This window comes from Streptomyces sp. NPDC057617 (assembly GCF_042800555.1).
Taxonomy (GTDB): Bacteria; Actinomycetota; Actinomycetes; order Streptomycetales; family Streptomycetaceae; genus Streptomyces.
This window is the reverse complement of the sequence record NZ_JBHVGV010000004.1, coordinates 210,193-227,789: the sequence shown is the minus strand read 5'-3', so window position 1 is coordinate 227,789 and position 17,597 is coordinate 210,193. Positions and strand designations below refer to the sequence as shown.

Genomic DNA, 17,597 nt, shown 5'->3' with positions numbered 1-17,597 from the left:
GGAACTGCCATGCTCGCTCGCTTCAAGGCGAACCAGCGCAAGAGAGCTGGGAGCCGGGCGGTGCCGACCAAGATGATCACGGTCCCGTACACCGTTGTGGGCTCCTCCTCCGCCGAGGAAGGCCGTTGATCACCATGCGGGTCAAGCCCGTGGACAGCCGGTCCGTGGCCCACGAATGGGCGAGCGACTACGCGATGGTGCCCGGCTCCGTACGGCTCGTCCGGACACACATCCGGCAGCGCCTCACCGTGGTGGGCTGGCGCGGCGATGCAGACGACGCGGAGACCATCGCGTCTGAACTCGCGTCCAACGCGGTCGAGCACGCCCAGGTCGCCGGTGAACTTCTGACCGTACGTGCGGCCGTACTGGACGACGGCACTCTTGTGCTGGACCTCTCGGATCCGGTTGGAGCCTTCCCTCACTTCGGGGAAATGACGTATCTGCCGGCCGACGCCGAGGGCGGCCGAGGACTGCTGCTCGTTGAGGCCCTGGGCGCACGCCTTACATGGTTCCTCCGTGACAGGGGTGGCAAGACGGTCCGCGCTCACCTGGCCATGAGGTGCTGGCCGTGACCGCCGGACGGATAGTCGCCCCGCGGGTCGATGCTGCCACTCTGGATCGCCTCCGGGCCGAGTTGAGGGAGTGGCAGCCCCTGCCCGTTGGCCTGGACAGCGTCTGCGCAGACCTGGAATTGGTGCTTGACGTGTACGCCGACCCGGCTGCGGGCGACATGTCGGGCCTGGTCGGTCGGCTGCGGGGCGCTCTGGGTCGGCTCCTGCCTGTCGCCCGCCGAGAACAGAAGTCTTCTGAACGGGACGTGCTCAATCGCGCGGTGCTCGTCTGGGCTGCCTCCCTGCCGGCGTCGGCCAAGCAGGCCTTGGCACATGTGCGTCGGCTGGCCCTGGTGACGCTTGACGTCCTCGAACTGCTCATCAAGGAGTCCCCCAGCATGGGCGCAAGCGTGACGTCAGTCGTCTCCGCGCCCTTGAACATTCGCCTCTGCCCCCCAAGCCAGGCGTACAACTACGAATTCATCCGCACGCGACTCGCTGACCCTCACCTGGTGACGAGAGGTTTCGCGGTCCAGGTCTTCCGGGCCCCGCTCTTGGCCGTGCCGGTCGGAGGATGCTGCCGCGGCGGATTCCTCATCGTTGAGGACCGGCGAATCGCTCTAGCCGTCATCGATCTGCTCTGGGGACAGTCCGGCTTTCCGATGCTTCGGCTGCGGCGGGCTCCGCCGCCCGATGACCGCTACGTCGTGGAATGGGGAGAGAACGCGCCCAGTGCAAGTCCTGAGGAACGAGGGCGGTTTTACGGCTATGCCGAGGACGCCATCGCACACGGCCGTTTTGAGCTTCCGCCTCTTCCTCGCCCCGGCGCGGGCGAGGTTTCACACTCCCTCTCCGGCCGGTCGCGTGCTGATCCCCCGCGGCATCGGGACCAGCCGGAGAGGGGCCTGACTTCTCCCAGGGGCGGCCGATGAGCCGTCGCTCGGATTACCTCCCGGTGGCGCTCGATATGGGAGTGGACACATGACGAAGGGCCAGATCATCCCCCGTACCGAGTGCACCAGCCGACTGCGACCAGCGCGGTGCTGACCGCCGCTGGCTGCTCCGCACCCACATGGCGGTACGGAAAGAACCCTCGTACACCACCGGGAACGACTGATGAGGAGAAGGATGCGACGCTTTGCCCCGGCTGCCGTTTCGCTGCGGATCGGTACTTACAACGTGCTCGACGGTGGGCGCGACGAGGGCGGCTTGTATGTCAGATGGGCGGCGCAGACGTCCATGCTGGACCAGCTCTCCCTGGACGTACTGTGTATCCAGGGGGCCAACCACTGGGACCGGAAAGGCAGCGCGCGCGCCAAGGGCACTGCGAAAACACTGGGCATGACCGCAAGACTCGCGCGGTCCAGGAGTGGTGGTCACCTCGTCATCCTCGCTCGCGAACCGAAGGTGCGGATTACTCGCTTCTATCCCGATATTGTTGAAAACCGCTATCAGCAGAAACCCTTTCATCACACGGTATCCCGCGCTGATCTCCAGATAGAGGGTGTCGAATGGCCTTTGCGGCTGCTCCACGCCCACCTTTCTCCGATCAGCCCCGAGGACCGGGCCCGCGAGGCAGCCTGGCTGACCGAGTACGGCGACCAGCCTGACACCGTGCTGATCGGTGACCTCTCCTGCGAAGCCCCAGATGACCCGCAGCCGAAATCCTGGGACTGGTTGGCCCCTCACCTGCACTCGCTCCACCGGATCCGGCACGCCGACGGTACCTACGGGGACGGGGATCGCGGCGCCATGCAAGCCCTCGTGGATGCAGGCTTCCAGGACCCCGCCGCACTCCCCGGCATCGAGCGCCACCGGACCGTCGGCTACTGGGATCCGACCCAATTGCATGACCGCCGGTCCGACTACATATTGCCCACCTGCCGTCTCCTGAGCACGAGGGCGGAGTTGCGGTCGTACGACGTCGTCGACATTGAGACCACTCGTCAGCTTTCAAGTCATCTGCCGGTCGTGGCCAAACTCGCGGTGCGGCGCACTTTGCCGCTGGCCGCCCGACGACGCCTCCAGCGATACCCAGCCTGACAGCACAGAGAACCGGAGCAGCACACATGACGATCGAAGTCCGCGACGAGACGGACTGCCATGCCAGCTTGCGGGAGCAGATAGAAGACATCGTCATCGAGGTGGCGCCCCTGGTAGCCGACGTCACGGGCCTGAGCCTGCCAAGTCGGGTCGTCTACCGCCTCATCACGCCCACGGTCTGGAAACACGAGAGCATAGAGGCGATATGGGCGCTGCTCGCGCGGGACATCGCGGAATTGAGCCCATCAGGAGCTCGCCGGACCGAAGCCAAGACCGACGTCCAGGTCCAGACCCGACTGATCCCGCTCGTCTGGCCTCTGGTCATGGGACAGACCATCGAGACCGGTACGGGTACCCAGACCCACCTCGTGCCCGCCACCCTGAAGCACACGGGGGTCCTGTCCGACGAGAGGTTCCTGTGCCAGGTAGTCGTGCACGAACTGGTGCGGCAAATGCAGCACGCCGCAGGGGCGAACGGCTGGAGAACGTTTATGCCCGATCTGCGAGGGCTCGCCGACCGGGCCATCAGCCACCTGATTGAGGGGCATGCCCGTTGGGCCGACCAGCTCGTGACTGCGAAGTTGTTCGGCACCCCGGTTGATGCCGGGCTGGCACCGTGGTCCGACCTGTATCGCAAGAGCAGCCAGCATCCCGAGGTCAAAGACATGTGGGAGCAGCGCCACATCCCGTACCGGCAGGGGACCCAATTCGTCGGCGCCGTTGTCGCTGTGGGTGGGACCGACGCCGTCAACCGCATCTGGGGGGACCGGGAAATGATCCCTCGGACGCACGAGATCCTCGATCCGGGCCTGTGGCTCCAGCGATACGAACGCAGCCCACACACGGCTGCACGGTGAACCGGCCGCCGTAAGGCCCAGTTCATCGAGCAGCACCGGGGGGCGGCGCGGGACAGGCGGCCCCGCAGTCGGGGCATGGCACCTCGCGCCGCTCCTTCACCCTCAAGCTTGCGAGAGGGCAGCCGGACCACACGGTCATCTCCATCCCCGTATCGGGGGATGGCCTCCGCCGGGGCCCTTTCGGCAGGACGCTGCCGAAAGGGGGATGTTGTTGCCGCCACGAGGCGGCAACAACATCCCAGCCGCCTCCTCATGGCGACGAAAGCCCCCACCACCAACACCACCTATCGCCGGAGTCAGCTTTGACGCGCACACAACTCGATCTGCCCCCCGTCAAGAAAGGCGAGCGGCTCGTTGGTGATCTGCGCCAGCGCTATGCCGACGAACTGGCCAGGGCCTACGTGAGCAGCGAAAATGTTTCAGTTCGGGTCCTCGTCAGACGGTCCGGGCTGTCCTACGGCTCGGTTCACCGGCTGCTCACCGTTGACGCTGGGCTGACGCTGCGGAGGCCTGGCGGCGATAAGCGCAGCCCTGATGCCCTCTGCCCGGACACTGACCAGACCATACGGCCGTCCTCCTCGTAGGAGGCGGCCTCCCTGGGGCCCGTCCGGATGAGACCGCACACCTCGCCGGACGGAGGGCGCCGTGGAACGGCGCCCCGGCCGCCGCCCAGATGAGGGTCGCAGCGGCGGCCGGCCCCGCCTTTACACCAACACGGGGATTGCTTTGACGCATGACAGGCGTATCGGCCGGGTGACAAGAGGGTACGGAGCGACTATGGGGGCGGCTGCGGGGCTTGTGGGGCGTATTGCTGAGCGGCGTGCGGGGGTGGGGGATCCACGGGCGTTGGTGGGGGAGTTGCGGAGGGCGCTGGTGCTGGTGCCCTTCGGCGGGAGCGGGTTGTGGACCGCCAAGCTGGGTGGCGTCCGGTGGATCAGCGGGTTCACGGATGAGGTCGCACTGGCCCGGTTCGCGAAGGCGCGCGGGGGTGGGAAGGGAACGGACGGCACGGACGGGGCCTGGGAGTACGCCGAACTGCGCGGCGCCCGGCTGCTGGACGAGATCATTCCGGCGATGGGAGTGCCGGCGGGGGTGGCGATCAATGTCGCCGATCCGGATGGGTCGATGCTGTTCCCGCCCGTGGTGGGAATCGTGCCCGAAGCTGTCGCCCTGGATGCCGTCGAACCGCGTGAGGGCGGGTGGCGCTGATGAGCGGGTTTGAGGATCTGCGGTTCGACCAGGAGAGCGTCCGGCGGATCACCGAGGGCCTGCGGGCCTCGGTCGGTGAGCTGCGGGATGTGGGCACCGGGACCGGCGCCGTACTCGGCAAGGGCTTCTCCGAGCTGGCCATGACCGGCATGGAGAGCGGGCACCACGGTCTGTCGGCCGACTTCGAGGACTTCTGTGAGCGCTGGGAGTGGGGTGTACGGGCGCTCGTCCAGGATGCCAACACGATCGCCTCGACACTCGGTCTGGCCGCGGGTCTGGTGTGGGAGGAGGACCAGTACCTCCAGGGCACGTTCAAGATCGCGGTGAACGCGGCGGTCGGCAATCCGCATGCCTCCGAGGAGGAGATCACCGGGCAGAGCTGGGGTGAGGTGTTCACACCGGACTATCTGAGCCCGGACTACAGTGCGGAGTCCTTCCAACAGGCGGGGGACGAGGCCGCGCAGACCTGGCGGGACACCGGGCGTACGGTGCTCACGGAGGGCCAGGGCGGCCGTCAGTCGCGGATCCTCAACGAGCTGCTCGGGGTGGGTCAGGAGGATTTCGACCAGGCGCTGGATGACACGTTCGGTCCGTCTCCGGAGGAGCGCGCCCAGCAGGCCCAGCAGCAGGACAACGGGGACGGCGGGGGGAACTGAGCCATGGGTATCGGTGATTTCGTTCCGGATGTCGTTGAGGACGCGGTCGAAGGCGGCACCAAGTGGGTCGGTAACCGTGTCGAGGACGCCGGCCGGTGGACCGCGGACCGGCTGGAGGACGTGGGCTGGCAGTCCGGTGCGGACTGGGTGCGTGAGCAGTCGGGTTCGCTGGCGAACCGGATGGGCGCCCAGGTCGACGAGTTGGATCTCGGCCAGACCGAGGACAAGACCAAGCTGATCTACGGAAGTCCGGGCAAGATCCGGAGCACGGTCTCCCATCTGCGCGATTTCCAGAACGCGTTTACCGAGGTCGGTGAGGGCCTGCGGAGTCTGAACTCGGACTCGATCCGGGGCGAGGCGGCCGACGCGTTCCGGGAGACGGTGTCGGTCGAGCCGCCGAAGTGGCTGCGGGCGGCGGACGCGTGCGAGCAGGCGGCCGGTGCGCTGGAGGCCTTCGCGGACACGGTGGAATGGGCGCAGGGGCAGGCGCAGACGGCGATCGACAAGTGGAAGGCGGGTACGGAGGCGTCGGAGTCGGCTCGGGATGCGTACAACGGGCGGGTTGACACGTACAACCAGGCCGTCGACCGTTACAACGCGCAGCCCGCCGACCAGCGCGACCCGGCTTCCCTGCCCACCCGGCCCGGCGCGTTCACCGATCCCGGCCGGGCGCGGATGGAGGGGGCGCAGGAGCTGCTGGCCGAGGCCCGCCATCAGCGCAATTCGGCGGCGGAGACGGCGCGTGCGGCGGTACGGACGGCGCGGGACGCGGCCCCGCAGAAGCCTTCGTACGGCGAGCAGGCCATGGACGGTCTGGACGAACTCCAGGTCATGCAGACACACTTCGGTGCGGGCATCGTCAGAGGGACGGCCGGGCTGGCCACGTTCGTACGGGGGATCAATCCGACCGACCCGTACAACATCACGCATCCGGCAGAGTATTTGACGTCGCTGAACAGCACGGCGGCCGGGCTGGTGCAGGTGGCGAACGACCCGTGGGGCGCGGGCCGTCAGATGGTCACCGACTTCATGCGGGACCCGGCCGAGGGCTTCGGCCGGCTCGTCCCCGACCTGCTGCTGACGGCGGCGACCGGGGGCGCGGGGGCTGGCGTCAAGGGTGCGCGGCTGGCCATGGACGCCGCGGATGCGGCCGCCGCCGCGAACCGTGCGCGCAGGCTGATCGACGATGCCCCGGACGGCACCCACAATCGCCCCGACGGCGAGCGCACCACAGACGGCACGGACCCGGTGGACCTGGCCTCGGGCCGGATGTTCCTGCCGCAGACCGACGTCGAACTCCCCGGCATTCTGCCGCTGGTCTTCACCCGCCGCACCGAGTCGGGTTGCGCGGTCGGCCGCTTCCTGGGGCCCTCGTGGTCGTCCACCGTCGACGAGCGTCTGGAGATCGATGCCGTCGGTGTCGTCCACGTCACCGCAGACGGGCTCCTGATCCCGTACCCGCACCCGGTGCCTGGCGCACCCACCCGGTCGGCGACGGGCAGGGCCCGCACCCTGCTGGCCCGCGACGCGGAAGGCGACTACACGGTCACCGACCCCGACACCGGGCTGACCCGCCATTTCACCGCCCCGTCCGGCAGTGAGCCTGGCGACGACGGCGACGCCTGGCTGACTCAGATCAGCGACCGCAACGGCCATACGGTCACCCTCGACCGTTTGGCCGACGGCCTGCCGCTGGCCCTGGTCCACTCGGCGGGCCACCAGGTGAAGCTGTCCGTCGCCGACGGCCGGGTCACGGCCCTGTGCCTGGTCGGCGCGGGCGAGGACGGCGCGGACCTGCCCCTGATGGGTTACGGCTACGAGGACGGCAATCTCAGCGCCGTCACCCGGCCTTCCGGCGCCGCCACCACCTTCGTCTATGACGACCGCCGCCGGGTCATCGCCTGGACCGACTCCAACAACAGCCGTTACGACTACGTCTACGACGACCTGCACCGCGTCATCGCCGAGGGCGGCGAGGCCGGCCACGTCCAGATCACCCTGGCCTACTCCGAACCCGACGCGGCGACCGGCCACCGGACGACGGTCCTGACCACCGCCGACGGCCGGGCCACCCGGCACCTGATCGGCCGCGGCTGCCGTGTCCTGGCCACCACCGACCCACTCGGCCACACCACCCGCTTCGCCTACGACACGAGCGGCAACCTGCTGACCCGCACCGACCCGCTGGGCGCCACCACCGCCTTCTCCTACGACGAGGACGGTCGGCTCATAACCGCCACCCGTCCCGACGGAAGCGAACTGCGCACGGTGCGCGGCCTGTTCGGCCTGCCGGTGGAGATCCTCGGCCCGGACGGCGCGTGCACGGTTTACGAGTTCGACGAACGCGGCAACCGCACGACGGTCACCGACCAGGCTGGCTCCATCACCCGTTGCACCTACGACCACGCCGGCCGGCTCACCTCGGTCACCGACGCCCTCGGAGCCACGACACGCGTGGTGTGCGACGCGGCGGGGCTGCCCGTCGAGGTGACCGACCCGACGGGCTCCACGACCCGCACGGAGCGCGACGCCCTCGGCCGCCCCGTCCGCGTCACCGACCCGGCGGGAGGGCTCACCCGCCTGGGATGGAACGTCGATGGGCAGCTCGCGTACCGCACGGACCCCGGCGGTGCCACGGAGTCGTGGACCTACGACGGTGAGGGCAACTGCACCAGCCACACCGACGCGTCCGGTGGCGTCTCCCGCTTCGAGTACACCCACTTCGACCTGCCGCTCGCCAGCACCCGACCCGGTGGCGCACGCTACGAGTTCGAGCACGACGCCGCCCTGCGCCTCACCCGCGTGGTCAACCCGCAGGGCCTGAACTGGAGTTACGAGTACGACGCGGCTGGCAACACCGTCTCCGAGACCGACTTCGACGGACGTACGCTGACCTACCGGGTGGACGCCGCGGGCCGGCTCGCCGCCCGCACCGACGGGCTCGGCGGCACCATCTCGTTCGTCCGCGACCAGCTCGGCCAGGTGATCCGCAAGGACGTCGACGGCCGGACGACGGCCTACGCCTACGACAGGGCCGGACGCCTCCTTGAGGCAGTCGGACCGGACAGCGACCTCCGGTACCAGTACGACCGCCGCGGCCACGTCAAGACCGAACTGGTGGACGGCCGTCCCGTCGTCTACGCCTACGACGAACTCGGCCGCCGCAAGCGCCGTACCACACCCACCGGTCATGTCACCAGCTACGCCTACGGCTCCGACGGACGACCCCTGCGGCTGACCACCGGAGATCACCGCGTCAACTTCACCCACGACGCCGCCGGCCGGGAACTCGCCCGCGTTTTCGGCGACATGGTCACCATGACCTCCGCCTGGGACGAGGCCGGCCGGCTTTCCGCGCAGACCATCACCGCTGGAACGCGTGCCGTCAACAGCCGCGCTTACTCCTACCGCGCCGACGGTCACCTGACCTCCGTCGTCGACCAGTTGTCGGGCACCCGCACCTTCGACCTCGACCAGGCGGGCCGGGTCACCGCCGTCCACGCCCAGGGCTGGACGGAGCGGTACGCCTACGACGCCGCCGGCAACCAGACCTCGGCATCCTGGCCGTCCCGCCACCCCGGCAGCGAGGCCACCGGATCGCGCGCCTACAACGGCACCACCATCACCCGCGCCGGAGGCGTCCGCTTCGAACACGACGCCCTCGGCCGTCTCACCCTCCGGCAGAAGACCCGCCTCTCCCGCAAGCCCGACACCTGGCGCTACGCGTGGGACACGGAGAACCGCCTCACCTCCGTGACCACGCCCGACGGGACACGGTGGAGGTACCGCTACGACCCCCTGGGCCGCCGCAGCGCGAAGCAGCGCCTGGCGGCCGACGGCGAGAGCGTGGTCGAGGAGGTCCGCTTCACCTGGGACGGCCTCACCCTGTGCGAACAGACCAGCCACCAGCCGGGCGTCCCGCGCACGGTCGCCCTCACCTGGGACCACCGTGCCCACGTCCCCCTGGCCCAGACCGAGCGCATTCTCACGGCCGACGACCGTCAGGAGGAGATCGACCGCCGTTTCTTCGTCATCGCCACGGACCTCATCGGCACGCCCACCGAACTGATCGACGAGTCCGGCGACATCGCGTGGCGCTCCCGGGCCACCCTGTGGGGCACCACCGCCTGGGCCCACGGCAGCAGCACATACACGCCTCTTCGCTTCCCGGGCCAGTACTACGACCCCGAAACCGGCCTCCACTACAACGTCTTCCGCCACTACGACCCGGAAACCGGCCGCTACACCTCCCCGGACCCCCTCGGCCTCGCTCCCGCCCCGAACCCCGTCGCCTACGTGGACAACCCGTACATCGGGTCCGACCGGCTGGGTCTCATGCCCAAGTACACGAAGGAGGAGAAGGCTCAGCAGCGGGTCCTCAAGGTCGCGGACGGGGTCGTCGAGAGGGCGGAGGACGGTCGTCTGAGAAAGGACCCCGACTACCACGGTGACACCAGGCACGGCTTCACGGACGAGCGCGTCCTGGAGATCCTGAAGAACCCGGACGCGGTGTACCACTCGACGGGAGGCGCAGGAAACCTCATCTTCCGGCAGGGCGAGGACATCGTGGTGACCCGGGGCCCCGGCTCCACCGCGGGTCAGGCCATCACGGCATACGGCCCGTCGGGGATCAGGGGCGAATCCGGGGCAGGGGCGCTCGGCGGCTCGCCGACCGACCCCGGTGGGCCGATTACCCACACGGACATCGTGGAGGGCAGGATTCCGGCCAAGGACGGCTACATGCCTCCGGCAGTGCAGATCCGATGAGGCGGCATTCACCATGAGACTGACATTCGGCGAAGACTGGTCCGCGACGGTGGCGGGCGATCCCCTGCACGTCACCCCGCGTTTCGATTTCGCGGGCCAGCGTGTGCGCCTCGGGGAGTACAGGGACGTGGCGGAACATGAGCGGCTCCTCGTGGACACGTTCGGTAGCCGGGACTTGCTCTGGGACACACCTGACGAGCTCCGGTTCGACCGGTCCGAACGGCAATTGGCCGCTGCCCAGTTGCAACTGCCCGGTGAGTCCGCTCCCGCCGAGGACTGCGTCCGTGTTCCCGTCACGCCCGCCGTCCGCCCAGGCGGGCTGCGCGCGGACGAGGCCCGGGATTTCCGCCTGGAGGCGACCACGGTGCTCTGCCGCACCCCCGAAGACACCGTCCTGACGTGCCTTCGCGACCTCGATGTCCTCGACAAGCCCGTGGAGGCCCGGATCGGCATCGCCCCCGACGTGGCGCTCCTGGTCCAGGGCGGCGCCTTCGTCGGCTGGAGCCTCACCGATCCCGCGCGGTACCTGACCACCGGTTTCGCAGCCCCCGACTCCGCCACGCCGTCCCAAGCCACCCGGCAGTTGTTCGCCGAGTGCCTGGAGCTGGCCACCACACCGGTGTTTGACGACGTGTTCGACCGAGAGCCGGCCGCCCTGAACCGGCTCCGGGCAGTCGATCTGGCCCTACGGCACCAGCGCGAGGACCGCCACCGAGCCGACGCACTGCTCGCACTCATCAGCAACCTGGTCGAGGACTACGCCGACCCGCCAACCGAACAGAAGCCGTGAACCACCGGCCTGACCCCGCCCATGGCAACATCGCGGACGACCAGCGGCAGACGCCGCCCGCCTCCTAGTACGCCGAGTAGCCGAGGGGATTCTCAACTCGGCCTGGTTCGCCGGACTGTCAGGCACGGCCGTCAGCGTGCCGTCGATCGCGCAGACGAGTGGGCCCCGCCACCGAGCCCCCACTGTGCCGATCGCGGCGGCCGGTCCGCGCAGCAGGTCGAACAGCCTGCGCAGCGGCCGGGCCCGGATTCGCCTGCGCCAGTGCGCCTGCCGTCGGAGTCGCTGTCGGCAGTCCTTCCATGCCTGCCGTCAACCGCTGCCGATCTGTAGCCAGCCGATCCCGGGAAACAGGACCCCGGTCAGCAGCAGGTACACCACTACACGCGAGGGCAAGTCCCATATCCGCTGCTGTGTCCTGTCGGTCTCGGCCAGGACTTCATCGACCGTCTCGAAGACGAGGGTGTACGCGCTGTCCAACCAGGACCGAAGTCTCAAATGCCCTCGTACAAGGACACGGTTGTCACAGGTGGCGCTTCAGCCGAGATAGGCGAAGAGCCTGCGCCTCAATTCCTTCAGATGTAAGTAAGTCGGCTGGGTAGAGTCGTGTTACACCGAGAGGAGAGGTAGTTGTATGGCCAACAGTGAGATTGTGATTGCGCAGACGACCATTGACGACGAGGACCGGGCGAAGGCGTTGGCACGGGGGGCTGTTGAGAACCAGTTGGCGGCATGCGCCCACATCGATGCGCCGTTCACAGCCGTCTACAGGTGGAAGGGTGCCATCGAGACCGCGCAGGAGTGGCGAATCTCGTACAAGACCACCACGGACCGACTCCCGGACCTCGCGGCGTGGGTAGCGGAACAGCACACTTACGAAGTTCCGGAGTGGATCACTCTTCCCGTGACCGGAGGGTCCGAGGCGTACCTGTCTTGGGTTGTCGAGGAGACAACTCCGGCGTAACGCCCAGACCCCGCGCGCATCAGCGTTCGCGTCCCGAGTGCCCGTCCGCTGGCAGCGGCGGAGTGCGGACTCAGGACGCGAATTGCTCCAGGTGGTGAGAGAGTTCTCGTTCCCTGCTGGGAAGCTGGGCCGCAACTGTCCGGGCTCGCTCCCTACCCATGGTGTTGGGCTTGGACCGTGCCGCAGCCGCAAACGCATGTGAGACGTAGACCCCTCGGTCGACGTCACCTCCGCGAAGCAGCGCCGAGGCCAGATCACCCAGGACGACAACGCCGGATTCCGGTAGAGCCTCTCCTAAACGTGCTACCGCGCTGTCCGCGGTGGTGGTCAATTCCTTGCGCCGCAAGTGCCCGTACACCGAGAGCGCCAGCGAGTCCATCCGGTGCGGGGTCACGAACCGGACCCACGCTTGTTCATTGACGTGATCCGCGAAGTCGTAGGCGAAGCGGGCACGCTCCAGCGCACGCATCGCGCCTGTCTCATCTCCGGCCTGAGCCGCCTCCTCGGCCTGCCTGCCGTGGACCCAGGCAGCAGCGGTTGCGTTGCCATGGCCCCGGACATCCTGAGCCGCCTGGGACAGCAGTTCCAATGCCTTCTTCGGCGTGGCGGCGCCATAGCTGGCGTAGGTCAAGGCGAGCCCCCTCAATGGCGGGTGCCCGGCGGCCTCTGCACACTCCGATGTGACCGTGTAGTAGGCGCCAGCTTTTTGGTGTTCCCCCAGGTCCCAGGCCACCCATCCGGCAAGGGCAGCGGTCTCACCGGCGGCGATCGTGAGAGCCCGCTCATGCTCGCCGGCATGAGTCAGAGCGGCGGTGATCGCGTCCAGGTGTGATTCGACCACGCCTTGCAGTCGGCGACCGCTGAGGTTCAGCTCGCTTAGGTGCAGTTCGGCGGCTCGATCAACGAGCGCCGCCACAGCGTGCGAATCGATCGTGGATCCCTTGCTGAGAGCGAAGGCAAGCCGTCCCCACGGTTCGGCGGCGGTAGCCGCTCCAACAGCGGCGCCCCCAAGTAGCGTGCGGCGCTTCACGTCGTCCCGGTCCTCCTTTCTCCGCCTGGCACGAGCGGCCCTGGCTTCCCTCTGTAGCTCCTCAAATGGGAGACCGCAGGCCACAGCGATATGCGCAAGTGTGTGGTTTGTCGGGATGTTCTCAGAGTGCTCGTAACGGTTGATCTCTCGGCGGGTCACGGTGTGTCGGCCAGACACAGCGTTGATCGCGGCTGCCTGCTGCTCCTGGGTTCGTCCCGCTTCCTTACGGAGCCGGAGGAGTAGTTCGGCGAACGGATCTGCTGGCATGAGTGTGCCCTTGTCAGTGGATGGAATCCAATCATGTCCTTAATTCCGCACTGTGGTTTCCCCCTTGACAGATTTTTTCCCCCTCTTGATTCCCCTGTTGGGCGGCATCGTCACGCGGTCCGATGGGCACATGACCACGCTCCGAAAGGCAGCCCCTCACAGCCAGGGCAGCACAGACAGCATCGCGGCCGATGCCTGCGCGCCAGGCGAGAGGTCAACTCCCAAGGACAGTGGGCCCAAACCAGTACGTGCAGACATGTCGGTGGGGCCGCACGCGCACGGTCCTCCGGGTCTCGGTGGCCTGTGGCGAGGCCCGCGTGACGGTGACCGATCGGAACCCGGATGGCGCGGTACTGGGAAACCTCGACAACGGTAAGGAGTCCGGCCGCGGGCTTCAGCTTGTCGCCGACCCCGAGACCTGCCTACGGTCCCGCGCCTGGTTGCCGAACCGCGTCACCCCATCCCCCAAAACCCTGAACCACACGTTCCGGAATCTGATCGCAGCCGCCGAGCAACTGATTCCGCCAGCCGCTCACGAACAGATCGGGCGGATCACGTCCGGGGACGCCGCCGTCGAAGTCCTTGATCTCGCAGGTAATGCCCAGTGAGCACCGATTACCGATCATTAGATCCAAACGGGAGCAAAATGAACACCGAAGCGCGCGGCCTGGTCACGCACCGCCGCCGCAAACGGCATCGCCCGCCCGTGGACCGTTACGTGCTGGAGCACGTCCGGGCGGCGGTCGCCGCCCCGCTCGTCATCGTCTTGGCCGTGCTGGGCGCGGCCCTGATCGCTTGGAGCACTGTTCAGGTTCCGACTGGGCACCTGCTGGCCGCAGTGGCGTGTGGGCTGGTGGCGGCCGTTGTGGTCGGGGTTCAGCGGGCACGGGCAGTGGCGGTAGCCGTTGAGCGTGTACGCGAGGAGGGATTGCGGAAGGTCACCGAGGCGGTGGCCGCAGTGGGGAAGTCCGTGCTGTGGACGGCGGAGGAGTTGTGCCGGGGCGGCACGCCGGCGATGCCCGGGAGTGCTCCGCTCCAGGAGAGGGCGGGACCGGCCAATGAGGCAGTGGCCCTGCTGGATGAGGTTCAGGTACAGGCGGTTGCCGCTTTGGTCCGTGTTCACGACGAGTCGCAGTCGGCGGTGCTGGTGTCGATGCTGCATCAGCTCTCCCGACGTGAACATGCGTTGATCGACCGGGCGTTGAAGCTGCTGGACGAGTTGCAGGATCTGACCGAGGATCCCGATCTGCTGGACTCGCTATACAAACTTGATCATCTGGTGACGCGGATGCGGCGCTGGGTGGAGAGCAAGGCGGTGCTGGCGGGAGAATCGCTGCGCAGTGCCTGGCAGCCGGTGAGCGTGACGGAGGTTCTGCGAGGCGCGGTTCAGGAGGTTCTGCACTACTCGCGTGTGTCGACGGCGGCGGGAACGGTGGGTGTCGAGCTCGGTCTACCCCGGCATGTGGGGCCGGACCTGACGCACCTGCTGGCCGAACTCGTCGACAACGCCACGCAGTTTTCCAACCCGGTGTCGAAGGTGCGGGTGCGGGCCCGTCAGGTGGCGACGGGTCTAGTGGTCGAGGTCGAGGACGAGGTCGCCATCCCGATGCGTGCGGCGCAACGGGAGCAGTTGAACCTGCTGCTGGCAGATCCCGGGCAGGTCGATGTGAGTGCCCAGGTCCGTGAGGGACGTATCGGTCTGCTCACTGCGGCGAAGATCGGCCGCCGTCACGGTATATCCGTGCGGTTGATGGAGAGTCCGACCGGGGGAACGACCGCCCAGGTGGTCGTCCCCGCCAAGCTTCTGGTGCAGATGACGGCTCCCGAGGATTCTTCCGGTCCCGCCGCCGCGCTCGCCCCTCCGCCGGCTGCGCCGTCCTCCCGGTCCAGCGTGCTGGTCGGCGCGACGCCGTCCACACCGCCCGCGGGCGCTCCACCGGCGCCTGCTGATGCTGGGACCGCGCCGGCAGCCGGTGCGCCGCCGCTGCCCCGGCGAGTGCTGGAGCATCTGGACGTGCCGGAGCCTACGCGGCCTGCGGCCCCGGTTACTGGGCCCCGTTATGACCTGGCGGGCGCGTTCAGAGGTGGTATCAACGCTGCCCGCGGCCAAGACGGTCACGCCCCTACCGACGGCCCGGAAGCCCCAAAGCCGCCAGCCGCACAGCCATAGCCCCCCACCGACGGCCCGCCCGGGGCGCCCGAGGCAGGTCACGTATCCGCAGGAGCGATTTCCCATGACTCACGACAGGCAGCAAACGAACGGCGACACCGTGACGGCGACTCCGAGTGGCCAGAACGGAGCGGTCCAACAGATGGCCCGCATGCTTGAGGAGTTCGCACAGACCGTCCCCGAGGTCACGCACGCGTTGCTGATCTCGCGGGACGGGCTGACGCTCGTGGACAGCGGCATCCACAAGGACTCGTCCGACAAGTGGTCCGCAACCCTGGGCACGCTCGCGTCCCTGGCCGAGAACATCCCCGGTCCGCGCGGCGGCAAGGAAGCGCTGAAGCTGGCCCTCATCGAGCGCGAGGACGGACTGATCTTCGTGTCCATCGCCGGGACCAGTGCGGCCTTCCCCAACCGCCCCGGCAACACCAATGGCGTGGTCGACACGGTGCTCGCGGTGATCGCCGAGCCCAAGGCGAATGCGGGCACGGTGGGATACGAGATGGGCCACCTGGTGGACCGGTTCGCCCCGTACATGGTCGCGGCCGTCCGCATCGCCTGATGACCAGGCCCATCAGGCGCACGCCGCAATCCGCGAGGACGGCCGCCGCGTTCGTACGGCCCTACCTCGTGACTCGGGGCCGCACGCGCCACCGCCACCTGCTCAGCCCGGAGACCGCCTTGGAAGCCGGGGACGGCAGAGCAGGTCCGGGACTGTCCGAGGGGGAGTACCGGCAGATCACGACCCTGTGCCGACAGCGGCGCCGCTCAGTGGCGGAACTGGCGGGCACGATTGGCCTCCCGCTGACCGCGACCCGGGTACTGATCTCGGACCTGATCGACGCCCGTGTCCTGGTGCTGTCTCTCACCACCCCCTACACGCCCTCCGACTCCCCTGCCGGGGACCGCCCGAACCGACAGCTCCTGGAGGCACTCCGTGCCGGTCTCGCCCTCAAATGGCCCGACGCCGTCAACAAGGCCAGTTGACCCGCTTCCCTCCGGGACCACGATGCCGCGGGCCGACGGCCCTGCCGTGCTGAAGATCCTTATCGCAGGGGGATTCGGGGTCGGCAAGACCACCGCCGTGGGGACGGTCAGCGAAATCGAGCCCGTCAGCACCGAGGAGTACCTGACCCAAGCCAGCGCCGCTACCGACAGCCTGAACGGGGTGGAGGCGAAGGCAACCACCACGGTGGCCTTCGACTTCGGCCGCCTCACCCTCACGCGGCCGATACCCATGGAACTAATGCTGTTCGGCACGTCGGGCCAGGACAGGTTTATCGACCTCTGGTACGACCTGGCCCGAGGCGCGGTGGGGGCCGTCGTCCTGGCCGACACCCGCCGTCTGGAGGTCAGCTTTCCGGCGGTCACCTTCTGCGAACGGGCCAGTCTGCCGTTCGTCGTGGCTGTCAACGAGTTCGACGGCGCGCACCGCTACCTCGCGCAGGATATCCGTCACGCCTTCGCCCTCCACTCCAGCGTCCCCGTGGTGACCTGCGACGCCCGCCGGCCCGACTCGGTCGCCGGGGTCCTGCTCCGCCTCGTCGACCACGCCCTGTCCCCGTCTTCAACCTCGACTCTTCTGGATGCCTGATGCCACAGCACACCACCACCCTCCCGTCTCCGCTGGTCCGCCAGTTTCCCGGCCTGCGATCTGTTCCCACCCGGCATGAGGTGATCGTGCCGCCGACCGGTGCGGTCCACCCGGGCGAGCCGATGATCAGCGGGGCCCGGGCCCAGGAACTGGCCGAGCAGCAGGCCCGCGAGGAGCTGATCCAACGCCTGGGCGTGCCCACCTTCGCGGACGACCTGATGGATGACTTCGCGCACCACCTCGCCGAGGCGACCGGCATGCTCTACGGGTTCGTTAACATCTTCCGCGCCGACCAAACGTTCGTCGGCCTACACAACCCGCCGCCCGACAGCGGCCACCTGATCCTCGGCCGCACTATGAGCCTCAATCATGGCTGGTGCCCCGCAGTGGTCAAGCGGAAGAAGGGCCTGCCCCTGCACGACGTCCATGCCTCCCCGCGCTTCTCAGGCAATTACGTCGCCGACGCGGTGGGCATCCGCTCGTACTTCGGCGCCCCGCTGATCCACCAGGAGACCGGCATCACCTTGGGCACCGTGTGTGGGATCGACCCCGAGGTCCGTCCCCGCGCCGACGCCCGCCGCCTCCTCGACATCGTCAAGGCCACCGGCGCTGATGTCATGCGCACCCTCACCCCCGGCACACCAGTCCACTGACCTCGGCTTCGCCCCCACCCGGCAACCCACGCCAATGAGAACAGGCCGCACC

At 68.3% G+C, this 17,597-nt stretch carries 18 protein-coding genes and 1 pseudogene; 16 read left to right on the top strand and 3 right to left on the bottom strand.

Annotation, left to right across the window (positions count from 1 at the left end; translation table 11 throughout):
- The first annotated feature begins 134 nt into the window (after nucleotides 1-134).
- The 9 genes from ACFU9P_RS12615 to ACFU9P_RS12575 all read left to right on the top strand — a co-directional run bounded on the left by ACFU9P_RS12615 (nucleotide 135) and on the right by ACFU9P_RS12575 (nucleotide 10,873).
- Nucleotides 135-572, top strand: a complete 438-nt coding sequence (locus tag ACFU9P_RS12615; RefSeq protein ID WP_384080038.1) for an ATP-binding protein — start codon at nucleotides 135-137, stop codon at nucleotides 570-572.
- Complete coding sequence (locus ACFU9P_RS12610; protein WP_384079421.1) at nucleotides 560-1,483, top strand: DUF6302 family protein; 924 nt, start codon at nucleotides 560-562, stop codon at nucleotides 1,481-1,483. Before ACFU9P_RS12615 ends, ACFU9P_RS12610 begins: the two co-directional genes overlap by 13 nt.
- A 196-nt stretch (nucleotides 1,484-1,679) precedes the next feature.
- Entirely contained in the window at nucleotides 1,680-2,594 is a 915-nt protein-coding gene (locus tag ACFU9P_RS12605) for an endonuclease/exonuclease/phosphatase family protein (protein ID WP_384079417.1), read from the top strand.
- Between the two features lie 26 nt (nucleotides 2,595-2,620).
- Entirely contained in the window at nucleotides 2,621-3,451 is an 831-nt protein-coding gene (locus tag ACFU9P_RS12600) for a zinc-dependent metalloprotease (protein ID WP_384079414.1), read from the top strand.
- Between the two features lie 302 nt (nucleotides 3,452-3,753).
- A complete protein-coding gene (locus ACFU9P_RS12595) occupies nucleotides 3,754-4,035 on the top strand; it encodes a helix-turn-helix domain-containing protein (RefSeq protein WP_384079411.1) in 282 nt (93 codons plus the stop codon).
- Nucleotides 4,036-4,228: 193 nt separating this feature from the next.
- Complete coding sequence (locus ACFU9P_RS12590; RefSeq protein ID WP_384079408.1) at nucleotides 4,229-4,660, top strand: hypothetical protein; 432 nt, start codon at nucleotides 4,229-4,231, stop codon at nucleotides 4,658-4,660.
- Nucleotides 4,660-5,316 carry a hypothetical protein gene (locus ACFU9P_RS12585; RefSeq protein ID WP_384079405.1) on the top strand — a complete coding sequence of 219 codons (657 nt, stop codon included), beginning with the start codon at nucleotides 4,660-4,662 and terminating at the stop codon, nucleotides 5,314-5,316. Before ACFU9P_RS12590 ends, ACFU9P_RS12585 begins: the two co-directional genes overlap by 1 nt.
- 3 nt (nucleotides 5,317-5,319) lie before the next feature.
- The gene (locus ACFU9P_RS12580; RefSeq protein ID WP_384079402.1) at nucleotides 5,320-10,083 is read left to right on the top strand and encodes a putative T7SS-secreted protein; all 4,764 of its coding nucleotides are present in this window, start codon (nucleotides 5,320-5,322) and stop codon (nucleotides 10,081-10,083) included.
- A gap of 13 nt (nucleotides 10,084-10,096) precedes the next feature.
- Nucleotides 10,097-10,873: a hypothetical protein gene (locus ACFU9P_RS12575; protein WP_384079399.1), complete on the top strand. Its 777-nt coding sequence runs from the start codon at nucleotides 10,097-10,099 to the stop codon at nucleotides 10,871-10,873.
- Between the two features lie 309 nt (nucleotides 10,874-11,182).
- Here ACFU9P_RS12575 and ACFU9P_RS12570 read toward each other — a convergent pair whose 3' ends face one another.
- The gene (locus ACFU9P_RS12570) at nucleotides 11,183-11,368 is read right to left on the bottom strand and encodes a transposase domain-containing protein (protein ID WP_384079396.1); all 186 of its coding nucleotides are present in this window, start codon (nucleotides 11,366-11,368) and stop codon (nucleotides 11,183-11,185) included.
- Nucleotides 11,369-11,504: 136 nt separating this feature from the next.
- Between ACFU9P_RS12570 and cutA the strand changes: the two genes are divergently transcribed.
- Entirely contained in the window at nucleotides 11,505-11,834 is a 330-nt protein-coding gene (cutA, locus tag ACFU9P_RS12565; protein WP_384079393.1) for a divalent-cation tolerance protein CutA, read from the top strand.
- 70 nt (nucleotides 11,835-11,904) lie between these two features.
- Here the strand turns inward: cutA and ACFU9P_RS12560 are convergent, their stop codons facing one another.
- Together ACFU9P_RS12560 and ACFU9P_RS12555 are read right to left on the bottom strand one after the other, a co-directional pair.
- Nucleotides 11,905-12,864, bottom strand: coding sequence for a transcriptional regulator (locus ACFU9P_RS12560; RefSeq protein WP_384080079.1), 960 nt, complete (start codon nucleotides 12,862-12,864; stop codon nucleotides 11,905-11,907).
- Nucleotides 12,865-12,978: 114 nt separating this feature from the next.
- Nucleotides 12,979-13,131 (bottom strand): annotated as a pseudogene (locus tag ACFU9P_RS12555) (transcriptional regulator); the annotation flags it as partial.
- A gap of 317 nt (nucleotides 13,132-13,448) precedes the next feature.
- Between ACFU9P_RS12555 and ACFU9P_RS12550 the strand changes: the two are divergent.
- The 6 genes from ACFU9P_RS12550 to ACFU9P_RS12525 all read left to right on the top strand — a co-directional run bounded on the left by ACFU9P_RS12550 (nucleotide 13,449) and on the right by ACFU9P_RS12525 (nucleotide 17,545).
- Nucleotides 13,449-13,739 (top strand): hypothetical protein, encoded by a 291-nt coding sequence (locus ACFU9P_RS12550; RefSeq protein WP_384079390.1) that lies wholly within the window; start codon nucleotides 13,449-13,451, stop codon nucleotides 13,737-13,739.
- Nucleotides 13,740-13,777: 38 nt separating this feature from the next.
- A complete protein-coding gene (locus ACFU9P_RS12545) occupies nucleotides 13,778-15,301 on the top strand; it encodes an ATP-binding protein (protein ID WP_384079387.1) in 1,524 nt (507 codons plus the stop codon).
- A 142-nt stretch (nucleotides 15,302-15,443) separates the two neighbouring features.
- Nucleotides 15,444-15,860, top strand: coding sequence for a roadblock/LC7 domain-containing protein (locus tag ACFU9P_RS12540; RefSeq protein WP_384079384.1), 417 nt, complete (start codon nucleotides 15,444-15,446; stop codon nucleotides 15,858-15,860).
- Nucleotides 15,860-16,285, top strand: coding sequence for a DUF742 domain-containing protein (locus ACFU9P_RS12535; protein WP_384079381.1), 426 nt, complete (start codon nucleotides 15,860-15,862; stop codon nucleotides 16,283-16,285). Before ACFU9P_RS12540 ends, ACFU9P_RS12535 begins: the two co-directional genes overlap by 1 nt.
- 22 nt (nucleotides 16,286-16,307) lie before the next feature.
- Complete coding sequence (locus ACFU9P_RS12530; protein ID WP_384079378.1) at nucleotides 16,308-16,892, top strand: ATP/GTP-binding protein; 585 nt, start codon at nucleotides 16,308-16,310, stop codon at nucleotides 16,890-16,892.
- On the top strand, nucleotides 16,892-17,545 hold the full coding sequence (locus ACFU9P_RS12525) for a GAF domain-containing protein (RefSeq protein WP_384079375.1): 654 nt from the start codon (nucleotides 16,892-16,894) through the stop codon (nucleotides 17,543-17,545). Before ACFU9P_RS12530 ends, ACFU9P_RS12525 begins: the two co-directional genes overlap by 1 nt.
- The last annotated feature ends 52 nt before the right edge of the window (nucleotides 17,546-17,597 follow it).